This window comes from Pandoraea sp. E26 (assembly GCF_000681415.1).
Classification (GTDB): domain Bacteria; phylum Pseudomonadota; class Gammaproteobacteria; order Burkholderiales; family Burkholderiaceae; genus Pandoraea; species Pandoraea pnomenusa.
This window is the reverse complement of sequence record NZ_AYXJ01000015.1, coordinates 95,605-114,616: the sequence shown is the minus strand read 5'-3', so window position 1 is coordinate 114,616 and position 19,012 is coordinate 95,605. Positions and strand designations below refer to the sequence as shown.

Annotated in this window: 18 protein-coding genes and 1 pseudogene; 6 read left to right on the top strand and 13 right to left on the bottom strand. The window is 65.3% G+C overall.

Annotated features, from left to right (window positions below):
• Nucleotides 1-3: 3 nt before the first annotated feature.
• The 9 genes from W930_RS0111385 to W930_RS0111345 form a co-directional block, all read right to left on the bottom strand.
• Complete coding sequence (locus tag W930_RS0111385) at nucleotides 4-1,191, bottom strand: D-alanyl-D-alanine carboxypeptidase family protein (protein ID WP_029754405.1); 1,188 nt, start codon at nucleotides 1,189-1,191, stop codon at nucleotides 4-6.
• Nucleotides 1,192-1,465: 274 nt separating this feature from the next.
• Entirely contained in the window at nucleotides 1,466-2,095 is a 630-nt protein-coding gene (locus W930_RS0111380; RefSeq protein ID WP_023597855.1) for an alpha/beta hydrolase, read from the bottom strand.
• Between the two features lie 130 nt (nucleotides 2,096-2,225).
• The gene (locus tag W930_RS0111375; protein WP_023597856.1) at nucleotides 2,226-2,555 is read right to left on the bottom strand and encodes a ferredoxin; all 330 of its coding nucleotides are present in this window, start codon (nucleotides 2,553-2,555) and stop codon (nucleotides 2,226-2,228) included.
• A gap of 86 nt (nucleotides 2,556-2,641) precedes the next feature.
• Nucleotides 2,642-4,183: an MFS transporter gene (locus W930_RS0111370; protein ID WP_024788790.1), complete on the bottom strand. Its 1,542-nt coding sequence runs from the start codon at nucleotides 4,181-4,183 to the stop codon at nucleotides 2,642-2,644.
• A 208-nt stretch (nucleotides 4,184-4,391) separates the two neighbouring features.
• Nucleotides 4,392-5,564: a VanZ family protein gene (locus W930_RS27095; protein ID WP_048806809.1), complete on the bottom strand. Its 1,173-nt coding sequence runs from the start codon at nucleotides 5,562-5,564 to the stop codon at nucleotides 4,392-4,394.
• A gap of 13 nt (nucleotides 5,565-5,577) precedes the next feature.
• Nucleotides 5,578-6,357, bottom strand: a complete 780-nt coding sequence (locus W930_RS27090) for an ABC-type transport auxiliary lipoprotein family protein (protein WP_158516325.1) — start codon at nucleotides 6,355-6,357, stop codon at nucleotides 5,578-5,580.
• Between the two features lie 32 nt (nucleotides 6,358-6,389).
• Nucleotides 6,390-7,349 (bottom strand): MlaD family protein, encoded by a 960-nt coding sequence (locus tag W930_RS0111355; protein ID WP_023597860.1) that lies wholly within the window; start codon nucleotides 7,347-7,349, stop codon nucleotides 6,390-6,392.
• Nucleotides 7,339-8,268: an ABC transporter ATP-binding protein gene (locus W930_RS0111350; protein WP_023597861.1), complete on the bottom strand. Its 930-nt coding sequence runs from the start codon at nucleotides 8,266-8,268 to the stop codon at nucleotides 7,339-7,341. The genes W930_RS0111355 and W930_RS0111350 overlap by 11 nt, the downstream gene beginning before the upstream one ends.
• Nucleotides 8,268-9,389 (bottom strand): ABC transporter permease, encoded by a 1,122-nt coding sequence (locus W930_RS0111345; protein ID WP_023597862.1) that lies wholly within the window; start codon nucleotides 9,387-9,389, stop codon nucleotides 8,268-8,270. Before W930_RS0111345 ends, W930_RS0111350 begins: the two co-directional genes overlap by 1 nt.
• Before the next feature lie 216 nt (nucleotides 9,390-9,605).
• Here W930_RS0111345 and W930_RS27085 point away from each other — a divergent pair, with 216 nt between their 5' ends.
• The 3 genes and pseudogenes from W930_RS27085 (at nucleotide 9,606) to W930_RS0111330 (ending at nucleotide 12,617) form a co-directional block, all read left to right on the top strand.
• Nucleotides 9,606-10,655, top strand: coding sequence for a biotin--[acetyl-CoA-carboxylase] ligase (locus W930_RS27085; RefSeq protein ID WP_158516324.1), 1,050 nt, complete (start codon nucleotides 9,606-9,608; stop codon nucleotides 10,653-10,655).
• Nucleotides 10,655-11,620 (top strand): annotated as a pseudogene (locus W930_RS29150) (type III pantothenate kinase); the annotation flags it as partial. The gene W930_RS27085 and the pseudogene W930_RS29150, both read left to right, overlap by 1 nt.
• A gap of 106 nt (nucleotides 11,621-11,726) precedes the next feature.
• Entirely contained in the window at nucleotides 11,727-12,617 is an 891-nt protein-coding gene (locus W930_RS0111330; RefSeq protein WP_023872928.1) for an SPOR domain-containing protein, read from the top strand.
• Nucleotides 12,618-12,638: 21 nt separating this feature from the next.
• On the opposite strand, the gene W930_RS0111325 is transcribed toward W930_RS0111330, so the two are convergent.
• The 3 genes from W930_RS0111325 to W930_RS0111315 form a co-directional block, all read right to left on the bottom strand.
• Nucleotides 12,639-13,646, bottom strand: coding sequence for an asparaginase (locus W930_RS0111325; protein ID WP_023872927.1), 1,008 nt, complete (start codon nucleotides 13,644-13,646; stop codon nucleotides 12,639-12,641).
• Nucleotides 13,643-14,146: a D-glycero-beta-D-manno-heptose 1-phosphate adenylyltransferase gene (gene rfaE2 / locus W930_RS0111320; RefSeq protein ID WP_023597867.1), complete on the bottom strand. Its 504-nt coding sequence runs from the start codon at nucleotides 14,144-14,146 to the stop codon at nucleotides 13,643-13,645. Before rfaE2 ends, W930_RS0111325 begins: the two co-directional genes overlap by 4 nt.
• A gap of 133 nt (nucleotides 14,147-14,279) precedes the next feature.
• Nucleotides 14,280-15,164, bottom strand: a complete 885-nt coding sequence (locus W930_RS0111315) for a ferritin (protein ID WP_023597868.1) — start codon at nucleotides 15,162-15,164, stop codon at nucleotides 14,280-14,282.
• Between the two features lie 761 nt (nucleotides 15,165-15,925).
• Here W930_RS0111315 and W930_RS30445 point away from each other — a divergent pair.
• The 3 genes from W930_RS30445 (at nucleotide 15,926) to W930_RS0111300 (ending at nucleotide 17,877) form a co-directional block, all read left to right on the top strand.
• Nucleotides 15,926-16,486 (top strand): chalcone isomerase family protein, encoded by a 561-nt coding sequence (locus W930_RS30445; protein ID WP_029754410.1) that lies wholly within the window; start codon nucleotides 15,926-15,928, stop codon nucleotides 16,484-16,486.
• Nucleotides 16,487-16,730: 244 nt separating this feature from the next.
• Nucleotides 16,731-17,168: a nuclear transport factor 2 family protein gene (locus tag W930_RS0111305; protein WP_023872924.1), complete on the top strand. Its 438-nt coding sequence runs from the start codon at nucleotides 16,731-16,733 to the stop codon at nucleotides 17,166-17,168.
• A 121-nt stretch (nucleotides 17,169-17,289) separates the two neighbouring features.
• On the top strand, nucleotides 17,290-17,877 hold the full coding sequence (locus tag W930_RS0111300) for a LysE family translocator (protein WP_023872923.1): 588 nt from the start codon (nucleotides 17,290-17,292) through the stop codon (nucleotides 17,875-17,877).
• A 53-nt stretch (nucleotides 17,878-17,930) separates the two neighbouring features.
• Here the strand turns inward: W930_RS0111300 and W930_RS27070 are convergent, their stop codons facing one another.
• Complete coding sequence (locus tag W930_RS27070) at nucleotides 17,931-18,863, bottom strand: AraC family transcriptional regulator (protein ID WP_023872922.1); 933 nt, start codon at nucleotides 18,861-18,863, stop codon at nucleotides 17,931-17,933.
• Nucleotides 18,864-19,012: the final 149 nt, after the last annotated feature.

Below are 19,012 nucleotides of genomic sequence, written 5' to 3'. Positions count from 1 at the left end.
GGCTTACTTTTTCACGAACATCAAGCGCAGCGCATCCCATGCGCGGCCAATGAAACTGGCCTGAGGCACGTCGGCCAGCGCCACGACCGGGAACTCGGCCAGTTGCTTGCCGTCGGCCATGACCTTGACGGTGCCCACCTGCGCGCCGTTCGCCAGCGGAGCGATCAGCGGTTCGCGCAGTTCGAGCTGCGGCTTGATCTTGTCGGCCATGCCCTTGGGCACGGTAATGAAGGTGTCCTTCTTCACACCGATCTTCAGCTCGCTTTCCTTGCCCTTCCACACCTTGGGCGTGGCCACGACCTGATTCGCGGCGTACACGCGCAGCGTGTCGAAGTTCTGATAGCCGTAGTTCAGCGCCGAGAGGCTGTCCTGCACGCGCGCACGCTCGGTGGGCTCACCCACGACGACCGAGAGCACGCGGCGGTTCACGCCGGCGGCACCGGGCATCGGACGCGACGCCGTCGACACGAGGCAGTAGCCGGCTTCCTTCGTGTGGCCGGTCTTCAGACCATCGACGGTCGGATCGAGATACAGCAGACGGTTACGGTTCGGCTGGCGGATGTTGTTGTACGTGAAGCTCTTCTCCGAGTAAATCTTGTAGTACTCGGGGAAGTCCTGGATCAGACGCGTCGACAGCGTGGCAATGTCGGCCACGGTCGTGTAGTGCTGCGGGTCGGTCAGACCGTCGACGTTGGTGTAATGGGTGTTCTTCAGGCCCATGCGCTGCGCGGCACGGTTCATCAGTTCGACGAAGCCCGGCTGCGAGCCGCCGACGAGTTCGGCCAGCGCGATCGAGGCGTCGTTACCCGACTGGATGATCATGCCGTAGACCAGATCGTGCACCGTGACCGGCTTGCCGGCTTCGATGAAGGTGCGCGATTCGTCACGACCGACCTTGCGGACCGACTCCCCTGGAATCACCGTCTGGTCCATCGAAATGCGCTTGTCGCGCAAGGCTTCGAAGATCAGGTACGAGGTCATGATCTTCGTGAGCGATGCCGGTTCCACGCGAGCCTCCGCGTCTCCGGCCGCGAGCACCTGACCGCTGGTCACGTCGACGATCGTCCACGCCTTGGCCGTCATCGGCGGCGGCGGGATCTGTTGGGCACGGGCGGGAAGCGTTGCAAGCGAGCCGCAAACGACAAGCGCCGCAGCGGCGGCGGCACGGGACAGCGAAGCGTTGAATTTCATGGGCGAAGAGGAGGACGAAGTGAGACTCAGGAGCATCTGCGCTTGAAGAAGCGCCGCATCGTTGGCATTGCGTTGGCATTGCACCGGCATTCCGGCGGGCCTGCGATACGGCGACGAAGACAGCGACACCGAAGTGCCGGTGCCATGCCTGTCGGGGACATAGACCCCGAGGGACATGACAAGGTTCAGGGGCGAATTATACCCGCCATGATTTCGACACCCCAGCGCCAACCGCCCGGGCGCCCCAAATCCGGCAAAATTCGCCGGCGATGTATCAATGACGCCACGCGTCGACCACGATCTGTTTCAGCAGGGGCAACAGACCGTGGAAAAAGTGCTCGCCGCCCGGGATGACCACGATGGGCAGCTTCTGCGGCCGCGCCCAGTCGAGCACCGACTGCAGCGGCACGGTGTCGTCCACTTCACCGTGAATGACGAGCGTGTCTGCGGGCACGTCGGCCACGTCCCAGTTGCTCGCGGCCGTACCCACGAACACCAGCCGCTGGGCCGGCGTGCCGGCGGCCTCGAGCGTTTTGGCGACGTGCGAGAGCACGAACGTGCCGAACGAAAAACCGGCAAGCGCGAGCGGCAGCGCGTCCCAGCCGGGCTGTCGGCGCATCCACGCGATCACGGCGAGCAAGTCGTCGCGCTCGCCGATGCCCTTGTCGTGCTCGCCCGCCGATTGCCCCACGCCGCGAAAATTCGGGCGGACCACGGCATAACCCAACTGCACGAAAGCGCGGGCGAGGGTCTGGGCAACCTTGTTGTCGAGCGTGCCGCCGAACAGCGGATGCGGATGGGCGACCAGCGTGATGCCGCGCGGCGCGCCGGCCGGTCGGTCGATGGCGATTTCGATGGCCCCGACCGGGCCGTCGATGGTGAAGCGTTCAGTCTGAGCGTTCATGGCGATGTGAGGTCTGGGATGCGGCAGCGCCCGCGCTGCGCCAATGGGTGCGGGAGCGGGCGAGCCGGTTCGGGAAGTTCGGTGTCGGACACACGCGGCGGGACCTGGAGCGGTCGAAGCCGCGGCCGGATCAGTCGATCAGCAGGCGTTCGACGATCTCGCCCTGCACCAAGTGCTTTTCGACAATCTCGTCGATGTCGGACTCGTCGAGGTAGGTGTACCAGGTCCCCTCGGGATAGATCACCACGACCGGGCCCTGCTCGCAGCGATCGAGGCATCCGGCCTTGTTCACACGGACCTTGCCGGGGCCGGCGAGGCCCAGTTGCTTGACCTTCTTCTTGGCGTATTCCTGCATCGACTGCGCATTGCAGTTTGCGCACGACGGACGGTCGGCGCCGGGCTCGCGCTGATTCAGGCAGAAAAAGACGTGATGCTTGTAGAACTGCGGCTGGGTGGCCATGTCGGGGCTATCGGGAAGTGGCAACGTGTTCGCGTATTGCGGCCCATTCTAACCGACCTGCCCCGCGCGTGCGGAGACCGCCGTGCTCACCGAAGCCGGCGTTGCACGGCCATGAACAACGCGCAAAACCCGGCAAGACATGCAAAACCGAAGAACACATTCACGCTGGCGAGTACCAGCGCCTGTTGCGACGCGAGATTACCCACCCAGGCTGATGCCATGTGCCCGGCCGTCGTCGCATCCACGCTTGCGCCGAACACCTGCTGCGCCTGCGACACCGCGGCATTGTAGGCGGGATTGAGTGGCGTCATCGCCGGCGTGAGTTGATGCATGAACACCGCCTGACGATCCTGCATCAGCACGGCCATCATCGACACGGACATTGAACTCACCAACTGGCGCACGATGTTCTTCGTCTGATATCCATGCTGGAAAACGTATTCGTCCATGCCGCGAAACGTGAGCTCCGCGATGGGGATCATGGCGAACACGCCGCCGAGCCCACTGAGCACCATGGGCAGGATCAGCCATTGACTCGACACACCCGGGTACGTCTGCGAAAGCAGGAACGCATACCCGAGCAGGCACAGGTACCCGATCAGCACAAACGGCTTGAGCTGCACGAACTTCGGACGCGCCAGGGTGTACATGACGGCCACCACCAGGCTCGTGACCGACGCCACCGCCTGCAGATATCCGGTGTGCTCGACGCTCCAGTTCAGCCCCCGTTGCATGTAGATCGGGAACAGATACGACGTCGAATACGAGAAGAAGTAATACACGGCGTAGCCACCCAACCCAAGCACGTAGACCGGGTTGCGCACCAGTACCCGAAAGTCGATCAGCGGCTTGTGGTGCGAGTACTGATGCCACATGTAGCCGATCGCGCAGATCGCCCCGACCAGACACAGTTCGAGCAGATGCAGCGGGTTGGAGAAAAAGTCGAACCGCGATCGCTGCATCATTACTTCGACGAACAACACGCCTGCCGCAAAGAACACGATGCCGCGCATTTCGAATTCGCCCTCGTCGCGCAAACGCTCGCGAAAATCAGGAATCACGATCCACGAAGCCAGCGCGCCGGCCAGCGCAATCGGCACAACCGCAAAGAACACCGACGACCATAGAAAGTGGTCGACGAGATAGCTGGCGAGCAGCGGTGCGGAGATTTGTCCGCCGAAGAAGCCGTAGGTGAAGAAAAGCAGTGCGCGCAGCCGCAATTCCGGGGCGAAGCACAGGTTGATGAGGATGCGGCTCGCGGTGAAGAGCGACCCCGCGCCCAGACCGAGCACGAAGCGGGCGACGGCGAGTTGCGTCGGCGTATGCGCCATGCCGCAGAGCCATGCGCCGAATGCCATGAGCGTCAGCGCACCGGCGAGGAACGTGCGGTACCCCAGGCGCGACGCAAGCCAGCGCTGCTTGAGGATCACGAGAATTCCAGCCACCGCATAGAGGGTGGAGACGAAAGCGTACTCTTCGGGGGCCGCACCGACCCCGCCCGCAATGTGCGACGACGCGAACACGAACATGCCGTTTTCGAGCATTTCGATACCCGTGGCGGCGGCGATCACGGCCATCAGCACGCGCTGCCGTGTCTTGTGCGCAAACGCCAATCCCCAGGTACTCATCTTTGCCTCGCCAATGAAAAACGCCCGGAATCTGCCTGTCGATGCCGGGCGGTCGCGGCACGCGGGATATCAGCGTGCCTTACATGGGAGTTTAGGATTCATGGCGCCCGAGACCAACCGGCGACGGGCCAATACGCTATTGCAGATTCAGAAACAATGCGCGGTGAAACTCGAGCGTATCCCCCTTGCGAAGCAAGAAAAAAGTCCGTCACCGCGACGTTCCGACGCTGCGGGCCGGGCCGCGATGGCTCGGATCGAACATGGCGAGCAGATAGATCAGCACGAGGTAGGGCCACGTCCACGCGAGCCAGCGCGCGAGCACATTGAAGTGAACGTATTGCCCCTGACGCCACGACTGGAGCGCGGCCTCATAGTACGGATTGGCGGGCAACAGATTGACCAGCACCAGCAATACGATGAGTGCCGCAAGGGCGACCGCACCGCGCAAGGCGCGCGGCCCCCTGCCGGCCAGAAACAGCACGAGCCCGCCGACGACCATGCCGTAGACGGCCCCTGCCGTCACCCAGTCGAAGGCCTGAGCCGCCGAGAACTGCCATGCCGAGGCAACGGCCTTGATCGCGAACGCGCTCGCGAACATGGCGCACAGCAATGGCACGCGCGGCGCCGTGCGGCGCATTGCCAGCGTGGCGAGCAGACCTGCGAGGACCGTGCCACATGCCGTGACGATCGTCTCCCACAAGGCATGGCTGGCCACGGCATCGAGCGCGGACAGATAGTCCTGCAGTTGTCCGAGGCGAGGCACCCAGTCGATGACGCGATCGGTCACGTCCGGGTCTTGCCAGAGCCAGATCTGGCGCACGAGGTCGCCGTCGCCGAAGAGAAACTGCTGCGGGTACGCCTGGGCCCAGGGCCAAAGCGCCAGCAAGACGAGCAACATGCTCGCCTGACGCTCGAACCAGGCAAAGCGCAAGTGTCGCAGCCATCCGCGATCGAGCAGCGGGCTGGTGAGCGGCACGGCAATCGCGCCGCCGATGAGCGCGCCGAGCGCGTTCGTCGCCAAATCGACGTTCGAGGCAACGCGCGTCGGCAGATAGGTCTGCAACGCCTCAATGCCGCACGAGAGCAACGCTCCGAGCACGAGCGCGGCGATCACCGCGCGCACGCCCCGCCAGGCCGGATGCAGCGCCAGCACCGTGAGCACGCCCAATGGCAGGTAGCCCAGCACATTGGTCACCACGTCGAACATCGTCATCCAGCGGGGCAGCGGGGCGAACAGATAGTCGAACGGCCCGACGGCCGCGCGCTGGAACGTGAAGGGATACAGGCTCGCGTAGGCGATCAGCAGAATCAGACAGATCAGCGCCTGACGCGTGAGCGGTGACGCGCGTCGTTGCCAGGGTTTGACATCCGGCTCGGGCATCGGCGACGTCTGCCTATCGGGCGGGCGCGGCGGCACCCGAAGTCGCCGGCTGCGCCATCGACGCCGGCGTCGCATGCGACTCGGCCGGCCCCCGCGTTGTCGCGGATGGCGCAGGCACGCGCCCGGCGAGCCACTGGATGAGTTGCGTCTGCACGGCGTCGCACGCCGCTGCCAGGGCTTTCGCCCCCCCTGCGGCGTCCGCTGTCGCCGCGGGCGCCTGGGCGCGCAACGTGGTTTGCGCGAGCAACTTCGGGCCGTCGAACAGGGTGGCGCGCATCTGCACGACCCCATGACTGGTCGACGCACTGTCGAAATACTGTGCGAACTCCTCGATCTCGACACGCAGCGCGGGCGCCGCGGTCGGATCACCGGCAGCCAGTACCGGATGGTCGACGGACAGCGCCGCACGCAGGCGGTCGCCGAAGAGCCGAGCGGGAGACGCCAGCCACCGGCTGTTCGCGTACACGCGCGCCTGGTCGCCATCGCGAGCGGGAAGGCGGTAATAGATCATCTCGGTATCCAGCCAGCTCGGCGCACTGACCACCACCTTCAACGGCGCGAGACGCGGGGCACCCGCCACGTCGGCGACGGCCGGATTTCCCGCGGCTCCCGCGGCCGCCGGCATCGTCGGCGGCCCGAGGTCGAACCGGGCGACCGAATTCGAGGGTGACGGTGCCGCGCATCCCGCGACCAGTATCGCCGCGCCCAGACCCAGCATCCAGGTGCTTAGCAGACGCAGCGGACCGACGCCGGTGTGGACTGTGTGTGTGCTCGCCGTGCTCGGCTTGGTCATCTCGATTTCCCCTTGCATCACGATGTCGCGCATTACTGCCCCGCCGCGCCCGGCCACGAAAAGCCCGCTTCGCCCGGACCGGGCGTCGGCGGCGTCGTGCCGAACAGCAACGCGCGCGGATTGCGATTGATGGTGTCGGCGGCCTGCCCGACCGCCTGCGACGTGAAGCGCAGTTCGTCGGACAACCGGTTCAGGCGCGGCAGCGCTTCTTGCTGCAGCGATCCTTCGAACGTGTGCATCGTGCCTTCGAACGCCGCCAGACTCGACGTCGCCTGATCGGCCGCACGACCGACGCTGTTCAGATTGCGCACGAGCGGTCCTTGCGGGTCGGCCAACTGATTCGTCAGACGATTCGCGCCGGACAAAGTGCCATTGAGTTCCCGCACCGTGTCGGGCAACTGACGGGTGACCGGCTCGAGTTGCTGCGCCACGCGATTCACACTTTGCGCGGCGGTCTTCACGCTGTTGATCGAGTCGAGAATCGCCTGTCGGTTCTCCGGTGCGAGCAGCTTGTTGACCGATGACGTCGCCTCTTCCAGCTGGTGCACCAGATTGTTGCCGCGCCGCTGAAGTTCGTCGACGAAACTCGGGCGAAGCCGCAACTGTGCCACGTGCGCCGGCGACGACGGCAGCAGCGTCCGATCGTGCCCGTCGTCGTCGAGCTGCACGAATGCCAGTCCCGTTACGCCCTGGTAGCTCAGCGTGGCGAACGTCGACTGGGTCATCGGGGTGCCCTCGTTGACGAGAATGCGAATCAGGATCTGTCCGGGCGTGCGCGGATCGAATTTGATCGACTCGACCTTGCCCACGGCCAGGCCGCGGTACCGCACGGCCGATTCCGGGTTGAGCCCCGTGACGTTCGTGTGCGCCACCAGGTCGTACGGGACACGCTCGCGATTGTCGCGATTGAACCAGTACACCGAGGCGGCGACCGCCGCGAGCAGTACCAGCGTGAACAGGCCCGCCATGAAAGCGTGCGATTTATTTTCCATCGTCGAGTAACTCCGAAATCCTGGCGCGCCTTGCCGCAGGCAAAGCCAGCAACGCGCGTCTGCCGCGCTCACCGAGGAAGAAGCTGTGAATGAACGGGTGATCGACCCGAACCACGTCCTCGACCGGCGCGTTGACGATCACCCTGCGCTCCGCGAGCACCGCCACGCGGGTGGCCAGCATCATGACCGTGTCGAGATCGTGCGTCACCATCACGACCGTCAGTCCAAGCGAGCGGTGCAGGCCGCGAACCATGTCCACGAACTCATCGGACGCCTGCGGGTCGAGCCCCGCCGTCGGCTCGTCGAGAAAGAGCAGTTCCGGCTCCAGTGCAATCGCCCGCGCGATCCCCACCCGTTTGATCATCCCGCCAGACAACTCCGACGGCATGCGATTGGCCATGCGCCCCGACAGTCCGACCATTTCGAGCTTGTACATCACCACATCTCGAATCAGGTCCTCCGAGAGCGTATGCAGCTCGCGCAATGGCTGCGCGATGTTGTCGAACACGGTCATGGCGGAGAACAGGGCGCCGCGCTGAAAGAGCATGCCCGACCGACGGCGCAGCAAGTGCGCCGCGCGACGGTCGATCATCGTGATGTCGTGGCCGAAAATCCGGATATGACCGCTCGTCGGCGCCTCCAGCCCGATGATCTGCCGGATCAGTGTTGTCTTGCCCGAACCCGATCCGCCAACGAGCGCGATGATCTCGCTCTGCCCCACCGTGAGGTCGAGGTGCTCGTGAATCGTATGCGTGCCGTAGCGTTTGGTCAGGTCATGCACTTCGATCACCGGCTGTGCTTCGCCCGGCAGGGTCGACGATACCGGCGGACACCCGCTGGAAGCGCCGAAAAGCACGTCACCGCCGGACTCGGGCGCCGCACCTTGGCGGGAAGGATCGGATACGGTGGTCGTGCGCATCAGCCGATCCCCACATTGCGGAACATGATGGCAAAGACCGCGTCGGCCAGAATCACCACGGTGATCGACGTCACCACCGACTGCGTGGTGCCCTCGCCCAGGCTTTGCGTGTTCGGTTTGACGCGCATGCCGAAATGACAGGCGACCAGCGCGATCAGCATGCCGAAGACAACGCCCTTGCCCAGACCGATCCATAGATTCGCGACGCGTACGGCATTCGGCAGCGTCGTGAAGAAATAATGCAGACCGATGCCCAGTTCGTACTTCGCGGCAAGTGCGCCGCCAAGCAGCGCGATGATGTTCGTCCACATGATGAGCAGCGGCATGGCGATGGCCAGCGCGATGACTTTCGGCAGCACCAGACGGAGCCCGTGCGGGATGTCCATCACGCGCATGGCGTCGAGTTCCTCGGTCACACGCATCACCCCGAGCTGCGCCGTAAAGGCGGACCCCGAGCGCCCCGCGACGAGAATCGCCGCGAGCACCGGGCCAAGTTCGCGAATGACCGCGAGGCCCAGGATGTTCACGATGAAGGTGCTCGCTCCATACAGCTTCAACTGCTGGGCAGAGAGGTAGGACAGCACGATCCCGATCAGGAAGGCCACCAGCGCGGTGATGCCGAGCGCCTTGGCCCCCGCGCTGTAGACATTGGCGGACATCTCCAGCCACGGGGCACGCACCGGATGGCGAACCACGCGACCGAGGTCGATCACGAACCGGCCGAACATCGCGATGCCGTCGCGCAGGTGTTCTCCGAGCGAGAACAGCGAATACCCCAGGCGGCTGATCGGATCGACACGGCGCGCCGGCACCGGGCTCTGCCGCGTTCGGTCGAATTCGGCCAGGTGATCGAACAGCGCGCGTTGTGTCGGCGTCAGCGAAATGCGCTCGGGGTATTGCCGTTGCCAATACCGCCAAAGCGCTTGCGCGCCCACGTGGTCCAGCCTTTCGACGCACGTCAGGTCCCACGCCAGCGGGCCATTCGGCAAGGCACGCACCAGACCAAGCAGCGTTTTCTTGCGCTGCGAGAGGGCCAGTGCCGTCCACAGGCCGCGAAGCATGACCACCGGGCCTTGCGCCGTGGTGGTCAGCTCCAGAGTGGGCACGGCATCGAGGTTCAAAACAGAGAGTCTCCTGACAACAAACCCGCTGGAATTCGGCTCGCGTCCAGCGAAACGCGGTCATTGTACGGTACAGGTGGGGCTAATCGATGGCAACCCGGTGCGGTCTGAAAAGCTCTCGGAATCGGCTCACCCGAGCGTCGGATAATGCCGAAACACGGGCATTTGCGCCGATCAGACCGACGCGCCGCCAGCCTCGCCGCTACAATAGCAGCCATGAATAACGCCACATCCTCCTCCCCGGACATCCTCTGCGCCGCCCAGGCCTCCGTGGCCGCCGATGGCACCGAATCCGCCGTCGGCGCAACCGCCGGGACCCGGCTCGACGTCGCATCGCGCCGGCTGGACGGCGAACGCATTCGCTCCCGACTGAGCGCCGCTTGCCGTGGCTGGGGAATCGAGGTGGTCGAGACGACCGGCTCCACGAATCTCGACTTGCTCGCGCGCCTTCGCGAGAACGTCGCGTGTGCGCCGACCGTGCGTGCCGCCATGGTCCAGACCGCCGGGCGCGGGCAGCGCGGCCGGGCGTGGCAGAGCCAGCCCGGCGACAGCCTGATGTTCTCGCTGGCTTATGTGATGTCCGGCGGACCGGCGGACCTGGCGGGCTTGTCGCTCGCCACCGGTGTGGCGGTGATCGAAGGACTTTCCGACTTGCCGTTGTCGGCGCCGCAGGCGCTCGGTCTGAAGTGGCCGAACGACGTGCTGCTGCGAGGGGGCAAGCTGGCGGGCATTCTGATCGAAACCGTTCCGGCAGGCCCGGGGCGTATTGGCATCGTTATCGGCATCGGTCTCAATCTTCGGCGCGCGGACGATGTGGCCACCCGGATCGACAGCGCGGCAGCAAGTGCTGCAAGTGCGGCGAGTGCCTCGGGTGCGTCGGGCGCGTCGGGTGCATCGAACCGGTCCCCAGCGCCGACACCCGTCGTCCCGGCCACGCCACCGGCGGCACTCGAATCCGTGTTTCCTGAGCCGGACATGTCGACCGTGCTCGTCGCCCTCGTCAAGCGCCTCACTGCCATGCTGGACCGGTTTGCGACGCAGGGCTTCGCGGCGTTTCGCGAAGACTGGGAAGCCATGCATGTCTATGGTGGGGCCGCCATTCGAATCATCGAGCACGGGCGCGACGTCCTGCATGGTGTGGCACTCGGCGTTGACGGACATGGTTGTCTGCGCGTGGCCACGTCACAAGGCGAGCGCGTCATTGCGAGCGGCGAGGTGTCCGTGCGCCTGCTCGATCGCGCGCCTGGCACGCAGGAGGCCCGCTGATGACCGATTCCCGGCAAGGGCCTGCGCGCACGCCGGCAAGTCTGGCGCCACCGGCGGGACCGGGCTCGACCGGGGCGGCGCATCCCGCCCCGTGGCTCCTGATCGACGCAGGTAACAGCCGGATCAAGTGGGCGCTCGCACCCGCGGTCCGACCGAAGCACTGGCGTGCCGCCGCGCCGGGCTTTCTCGCCAGCGGCGCCGTCGATCACGTCGAGTGGCGCACGCTCGCCACCCAGATTCGTGCAGGTTGGGCGGCCCTGGCCGCCGGTGTCGGCAGCCAGCGCCACTTCGCGCCGAATTCGGCACCGATGGCGCTCGGTCAGGGCGGCAAGGACGATGGCTTCATCTGCCCGGCGCCCGCGGGCGTCTGGCTGGCCAATGTCGCGGGCGAGGCGGCGGAGCAGGCCGTTCGCATGACACTGCAAACGCTGTGGGGCATGGCGTCAGCCGATTGGCTCCAGGTGCTGCGCGCCAGCGATTCGCGCGCCGGTGTGCGCAATGGCTACCTTTCCCCGGCCCAGCTCGGCAGCGATCGGTGGGCCAGCCTGATCGGCGCCCATGCCGCCTGGCCCGGCGAGCATTTGCTGATCGTCACACTGGGGACCGCAACGACGGTCGAGGCCCTTCGTGCGGATGGCGATTACCTCGGCGGACTGATCGCGCCCGGGCCCGCGCTGATGCTCCAGTCGCTTGCGCAAGGCACCGCGCAATTACCGACGCTCGACGCCACGACGCCCACCGGCGGCCAGGCATTTGCGCGTAGCACGTCGGATGCGATTCTCCGAGGATGCGCCGCGGCACAGGCCGGGCTTGTCGAGCGCAGCCACGCACAACTCCAAAGCCAGCTCGGGGCGCCCGTGCGTTGCGTTCTCTCGGGCGGCGCGCGCCAGGCGCTTGCGCAGACCCTTGCCTTGCCGTTTACCGAACACGATCAACTGGTGCCGGCCGGCTTGTACGAAGTCGCGCTTCACACCGCCGGCGCCGGGGAATCCGCCGCACCCGCCGCGTCGGCGCTATCGTCGCTGTCGTCGCTCTCGCACGATGACCGCCCCTCCCGCAGAGGTGCCTGAGATGTTGCGTGCCTTGTTACTCGCTGTCTTTCTTGCCGCCAATGCGGCGTTGGCCGCGGTACAGTTCGGCTGGCTGAAATGGCACGACCTCCTGGCGACTTCGGGGCGCGAGCCGATGCGCGTGGCGCAGCAGATCGAACCCGCGAAGATTCGCCTGTTGGGCGCCCAACTCAGCGAACCGGCATCGGATGCCGCAACCCCGAAAGTCGAGGCGCGCGAGAGCGCCGCGTCGCAGGCTGTCGCGCCGTCGGGCGCTTCGGGCGCTTCGGGCGCGTCAGGCATATCGGGCGTGGCCGCATCCGCGACCAGTCAGGCCGTCGCAGTTGCAGCGCCTGGCGCCGTGCAGGCCGAGACGAGCACGACACAGGCGGGCGCCGCATCGTCGGCAGCCGCAGCCGCCGTGGCAACGGCGTGCCTGGATATCGGCCCATTCTCCGCCAGCGACGCACCTCAAGCGCGGGGACTGCTGCTCGCGGCCCTGCCGTCGGGTCAGGGCGACATTCAGTCGATCGCCGTCGACAAGCGCTATTGGGTGCACCTGGACCCCGTCCCGAACAAGGCGGCGGCCGACAAACAGGTTGCCCAATTGCGCGCGGCGGGCGTGACGGAGTATTTCCTGCTCAACGACGACGGATCGAATGTGGTGGTATCGCTGGGATTGTTCAACGATCGCGAGCGCGCCGTGCGGTTGATGGCCGCCGCACAGAAGAAGGGACTCACGCCGCAATTGAGCGAGCGGCCGAACGCTCGTAGCCGGATCATTTATCGCATTGCCGGCATTAACGGGAATGCCGCCACGCAGTTGCGTGGCGTTGTCACACAACAGTGGTCGGCGCAAATGGTGCGTGCCTGCCCGGCGCCCGCCGGCAGCCCGCCGGCCGGGGTTCGCTAGACGAGAGGGGCATCGACGCCGTCAGCACACACGCCGGAGGTCCACGACCGGCCGCACGACACCCGTTTGGAAGCCGCGCGCGTTCCTGACGACCGGAGTCACCCAGGGCGCCAACCCTGTCGTCCGGGCGGACGTCACCAGACCGAGGGCCTCCAACACGGCGACGGCAGCGGTGTAGAGCGCGCGCATGTTGCCGTCGACCACCTTGATCGCGATACCCAATCCGGCGGATCGCACGCCGATCGTCTGCACGCCGTCGGCGCCGATCTTGGCGACCCAGTCGCCTGGCGCCATGCGCATGAACGCCAGATCGTTGCGCGCGGTACCGGACACCATCTCGGGTTGCTGCGTCATGGAGTCGAACAGTGTCGAGAGTGCCGCATCGTCGCTTGCCGCAAGGCGCGCATAGGCGCCCGCCAGCTTCTCGAGCGGCAGCGCGTAATTCGGCGCGGAGCACCCGTCGATCCCCAACCGCAAGGCATCGCCCTTCACGCCGACGACATCGCCCACACGCGCACGAATGGCCTGCTGCAACGGATGCGCCGGATCCAGGTAGGTATCGAGCGGCAAGCCGTGCTGCACGCAGTACGCAAGAAAACCGGCGTGCTTGCCTGAGCAGTTGTGGTGCAGCGGCGTCGGCTTCAGATCCGCGGGCGCTCGTTTGCCCGTCGCCGAGTAAAAGGTCGGCGTATGGCAACCGCATTGCAGATGATGCTCGTCGCAGCCCGCCTTGGTCAGCAGGCTCGCCACACCTTCGACGTGGAAGCTCTCGCCCGAATGGCTGGCGCAAAGCAGCGCCAACTCCGGCTGCGTCAGGCCAAAGTGCCTGACGCCGTCGCCCTCGACGAAGGGCAGCGCCTGAAACGGCTTGAGGGTCGAGCGCGAAAACGTCAGGAACGAGGGATCGCCGGCCGCGTAGCGCAAATGACCCTGCGCATCAACGACAGCCACACTGCCGTAATGAACGCACTCCACGGTATCGACGCCCTGGGCGCCGCGGGTGACCTCGACGAGCGGGGCAAGATTCATGACTGGGCCCGCACTTTCTTGAGCAACGACGTGGTGGAGCGCTGATGTTCGAACGGGATTGCCAGCGCCTTGCCGCCCCAGCCCCGCACGAGGGCCGCTTCGGGAAGGACGTCCATGTCGTAGTCACCGCCCTTGACCAGGATATCGGGCCGCACCGCCTCGATCAGCGCCTGTGGCGTCGACTCGCCAAACGTCACCACGTAGTCCACGCTTTGCAGCGCCGCGAGCAGCGCGGCGCGATCCTGTTCGTTGTTGATGGGACGGTCGTCGCCCTTGCCGAGCGTGCGCACCGAAGCGTCCGTATTCACGCCGACGACGAGACATGCCCCGAGTGCGCGCGCTTGCGCGAGGTAAGTCACATGACCGCGGTGCAGGATGTCGAACACGCCGTTGGTGAATACCAACGGACGCGGCAGCGTCGGCGCAAGCGCGGCGAGGGCCTCGCGCGAGACGATCTTGGCCTCGAAATCGGCCTGAGGAATGACGGGGGAAGATGACATGACGATCGATCGAAGTTGACGCGATATTGTCCCACGTCGAGCGCGAGGCAACAAAAAAGGGGCCGAAGCCCCTCTTTCGTCGATACGTCCATCGCACCCCACAAGACCCGCGGCTCTCCGGGGCGCGATCCGCTTACGATGCCGTTGCGACGGCCGGTGCCGCCGGGGCCGTGACAGCGGCCAGACGGCTCGTGATTTCCTTGCGGTAACGGTTCAGGTCCTGCGCCGTCGCGAACGTACGCTCGAACAGGAGCGACATGTTGTGCAGAATGCGCTCGACCACCTTCTTCTCCCAGCTGTCGTCGAACTTGATCTGCTCGTCGAGCCAGTGCTCGAGCCACTCCGGCTCCGGCAGACGCGACTGCACGGTGTCGTTCGGGAACAGGTCCTTGTTCACGTGCAGGTTGGTCGGATGCAGCGGCTTTTCGGTGCGGCGCGCCGACGCCATCAGCACGCCGATCTTCGCGAACGCGGCACGCGCGTTGTCGCCGAAGCTCGTGAGCGCCTTCTTCATGTAGCGCAGGTATGCGCCGCCATGACGGGCTTCGTCACGCGAAATGATTTCGTAGATGGCCTTGATGACCGGCTCGGTGTGCCACTCTGCAGCCCGGCGATACCAATGGTTCAGACGGATCTCGCCGCAGAAGTGCAGCATGAGCGTCTCGAGCGGCGGCGCCGGATCGAACGGGAAACGCACCGCGTGCAGCTCGGCCTCGGTCGGCACCAGATCCGGACGGAAACGGCGCAGATACTCCATGAGCACCAGCGAATGCTTTTGCTCCTCGAAGAACCACACGCTCATGAACGCGGAAAAATCGCTGTCGTCACGGTTGTCGCGCAGGAACATCTCGGTGGCCGGCAATGCCGCCCATTCCGTGATGGCGTTCATCTTGATGGTGCGCGCCTGATCGTCGGTGAGCTGGCTCGCGTCGAACTTGTCCCACGGAATGTCCTTTTCCATGTTCCAACGCACTGCCTCCAGCGACTTGTAAAGTTCGGGATACAGCATTTCGTTCATTTCAATTACCCCCAAGGTCGCGAGACCTTACACCAGGACTCAAGATAGTATTGTGAAAGTTTACGCCGAATTTCGACAGACAAAACGGTGAGCGCGTCGCGGGAGGCCCCCGCCGTCCCGGCTTCACGTCTTGAACCCTGCCGTCGCAGAAGGACGGCGATGTTACGCCTGTTACGTCGCTATTACGCTATTACGTGGCCGCATCCTGGCGATATGGCTTAGAGCGACCTTACTAAAATATGGGCAAACTCTTGAATCATAACATAAATATCTTTCATTCCCGGCGCGTCTGACACTCACGTGACGGTAATACGTCGTAATTTTGACGGCCGTCAAAATGTCACGCGGAGGGCCTAAGCTTGAATGGCGGCGAGCGTCGTCGACGTCACCGTCGATCCACTTCGCGACATTCCCCGCACCGGCCGTCGCTGCGCGCGCTTCGCCCGCCGCCGGTGGACGTCGATCCAATGCGAATCCAATGCGACACCGCCCCGGTCATCAGGGTAAGTCCTTGTGCCACGGGCCTGCGCGGACGGCGGTCCATGGTCTACGCTGGAAACGTCGTACCGCGATGGCAGACCCGGACCTATCCCAGGAACGCGAGGCCTTCGGCGGGGTGCGGATCCGCATACCCGGATTCCGACGCCTTGTTTGAGGATAGTTCTCAGTCGCAATTTCGCAACAAGTCGCTAGCCGAAACTTCGACGCTACGACACGGGCCAACCTACTCGACGGAATCCTTGACCGATAAGGAGCCGAGCATGGCAACTCGTCCCGCATTCGCCCTATGGCTGCGCATGGCCTGCCTGTTGACTGCAGTCGCCGTTGCCCCTCACGCCCAGGCATTCGACGTTGGGCAACTCGCCTCGCAGGAGACGCCGGCCGTACGTCTGGTCGGCCACGGCTCGTTCACCCGCCTGGGCTTCCATCTTTACGACGCCGAGCTGTTTTCCGGCGCCGATCGCGTGAGCGCGAACTGGAGTGCACATCCGCTGGTGCTCGATCTGCGCTATGCGCGCAGTTTCACGTCGCATACGCTGGTGCAACGCAGCCTGATCGAAATGACCAAGTTGCAGGTCGCCACCGATGCCGAGCGGCAGCACTGGGCTGACGAACTCGCGCGTATCCTGCCGGACGTCTCGGCCGGACAGCACCTCACGGGGGTGTTCCGACCCGGTGACGGCACCCGCTTCTTTTCCGACGGCAAACTGATTGGGCGCATCGCGGGCGATGCCTTCGGCCGCGCCTTCTTCGCGATCTGGCTCGACCCGCGCACCAGCGCGCCCGACCTACGTGCGGAGTTGATCAGCGACGCCCGTTGATCCGATGCGCGATGTCGCATCGGCGCCACGACCGGCGCACCTCCCCGGTGCATCCAGTTGTTCCGGCTGGTAAGTTACGAAGAGGGCCGCGCTGCCACCGGGCCTTGGCGCCGGCCCGCTTGGAGCGGGTCGGCAAGTCGACGGACCGAGGCCCGCAGGCGTCGCGCGCTGGCTACGCGGTCGTCCGAACGTTCCCGGCTGTCCATCGAATCGCGGCTGTGACAGCGCCGATGCGAGTGTGCCCATGGATATCGATCATGCTGCGGCGCTGACACGCCTGACGCGCTTCCTCGAGACCCTCACCCGCCAGAGCATTGCGAATCTGGGCGAGTTCTATACGCCCAACGTCTATCTTCGAACGCCGTTGCACGAAGTGCGCAGCGCCGCCGAAGTCGCCGGGCTGCTCATGCAACTGTTCGAGCGCGTCGACGTGCCGCGCTTCGAGATTACCGCCACGCTGCTGCAGCACAATCAGGCGATGCTGATATGGAATCTGCACTTTCACGCGAGGCGCTGGCTCGACGACGAGCAGATCATCCACGGCGCGTCGCATCTCCGGCTCGCCGTGGACGGTCGCGTCGCCTACCAGCGCGACTATTGGGACGCCACGGAGGATCTCTACCTCAAGCTTCCGTTCATGGGTCGTTTGCTGAGATGGTTACGCCATCGCCTGCTTGGCTGAACCACCGGCACGAAATTGCACGGGGCCTGTTGAAGGGCAGTTTTGTTCAATACGCCGCCAGCCCGTGCGGCTACGCTCGGAACCTCGTTTCATTCGCATCGTTTTGGCACTGAGGGCTCCGATGACACTCTTTTATTCGATGGCGGCTTTTGCGCTGGCCGCGTCCATTACCCCCGGGCCGGTCAATGTCGTGGCGCTGGGCTCGGGCGCCCGTTATGGGTTCGTCGCCAGCCTGCGTCACGTGACCGGTGCGACGGTCGGCTTCGTCGTGCTGCTCGTTGCGGTTGGCTTCGGGGTGTACGAACTGCTTCAGCGCGTGCCGGGGCTCCTGCACGCAATCCAGTGGTTCGGCGTGGCGTTTCTGCTGTATATGGCGTACAAGCTGGCCGTGGACAATGGCGAACTCGGCGACTCCGACACGGCGCGTGGCCCGACGCTATCGAATGGCGCCGTCATGCAATGGCTCAATCCGAAGGCGTGGCTTGCCGCGCTCGCCGGGATGGGTGCGTACACGGCCGGAGACCCGCTGCGCATCTGGCAGTTCGCGGCGATCTACTTCGTGGTGTGCTGGCTCTCGGTCGGGTGCTGGGCAGTGGCAGGCGCGATGCTCCGCCACCATATGCGCGACGCGGTACGTGTGCGACGCCTGAACCGTGTGATGGCCGCATTGTTGGCAGGAAGCGCGGTGTATCTCGTGGCAGCCGGGTAGCGGCACGGGCCCGACGGCCATTCATCTTCAGCGCCGCAGGCCCGGGCGACTTGTCACGCCGCCCGGGCCTGCGGGACATCGCACGACGCGCGCAACGCCGCCGCCTCGCCAGCATCGGGCGACTGCCCCGAATCGCCGGCACCACGCGCGTCGAGCGCGCCTCGATAGTGCCCGGGCGTCGCAGCGAGCAGTTGTTTGAACGTTCGCTGGAAGTGGGCCTGATCGGCGAATCCCGCATCGAGCGCGACTTCGGCAATGGCGTGGCCGCGGCGCAACCGCGCACGGGCGTACTGGATCCGCTGGTTCATCAGGAATGCGTGGGGCGTAAGGCCATACTGCGCCCGGAATGCCCGCGTAAGGTACGACGCCGACAATCCTGCCGCCGCGCAAATCTGCGCGAGGGTCAGGGCCTCGCGACAATGCGCGCGGATGAAGTCCGCGGCGTCGCGCAGTTTCCGTGCGTCCTCGCGCATCGGTCGCGGGGCCGGGTTGAGACGCTCGTGCGCGTCGATGAAGCACTGCTGCACCGCGGTCTCCCGTTCAAGCCGGTCGCGCGACGCGTCGGTACAAACGTCGTAGAGCCGGTTCAGTCCGTCGTACAGCACCGGATCGGTCGACGACATCGGATCGAACAGATGCAGATCCTGACCCTGACCAAAACCCAGTTCGCGCTGAAGATCGCGCAGCCAGGCCGTATCCACGAACCACATGCGATATGCCCACGCTTCGTCGCCGATGGGGTTGCAGGCATGCACGGCGTCGGGGTTCATCACGACGACGCTGCCTTGCCCCACGGTTTCTCTCGCGCGCCCGTTCAGATACGTGCTGCGGCCGCCCGTCACCACCCCGATCGAGAACGTCTCGTGGCTATGCAGCGCGTAGCACACACGACGGCCGTCGAGCACTTCGCGCGCTTCGATGAACGGCAATGCCGGGTCGCGCCAAAACGTCGACGGGTACGGACAGGGAACAGTGGCTTTGGACATGCGCGTGCGAACTTATCTGCGAACTCAGAGGGCTGGTGTTACCGCAGTGCTGCGGTGCCGAGGCTTGCGGGTGATCGAATCGTCGGTCATGAAGTCTACCAACTTCCGGGGCGCCGGGCCGGCCGGCACGTCGCACATTGAAGCCGCGA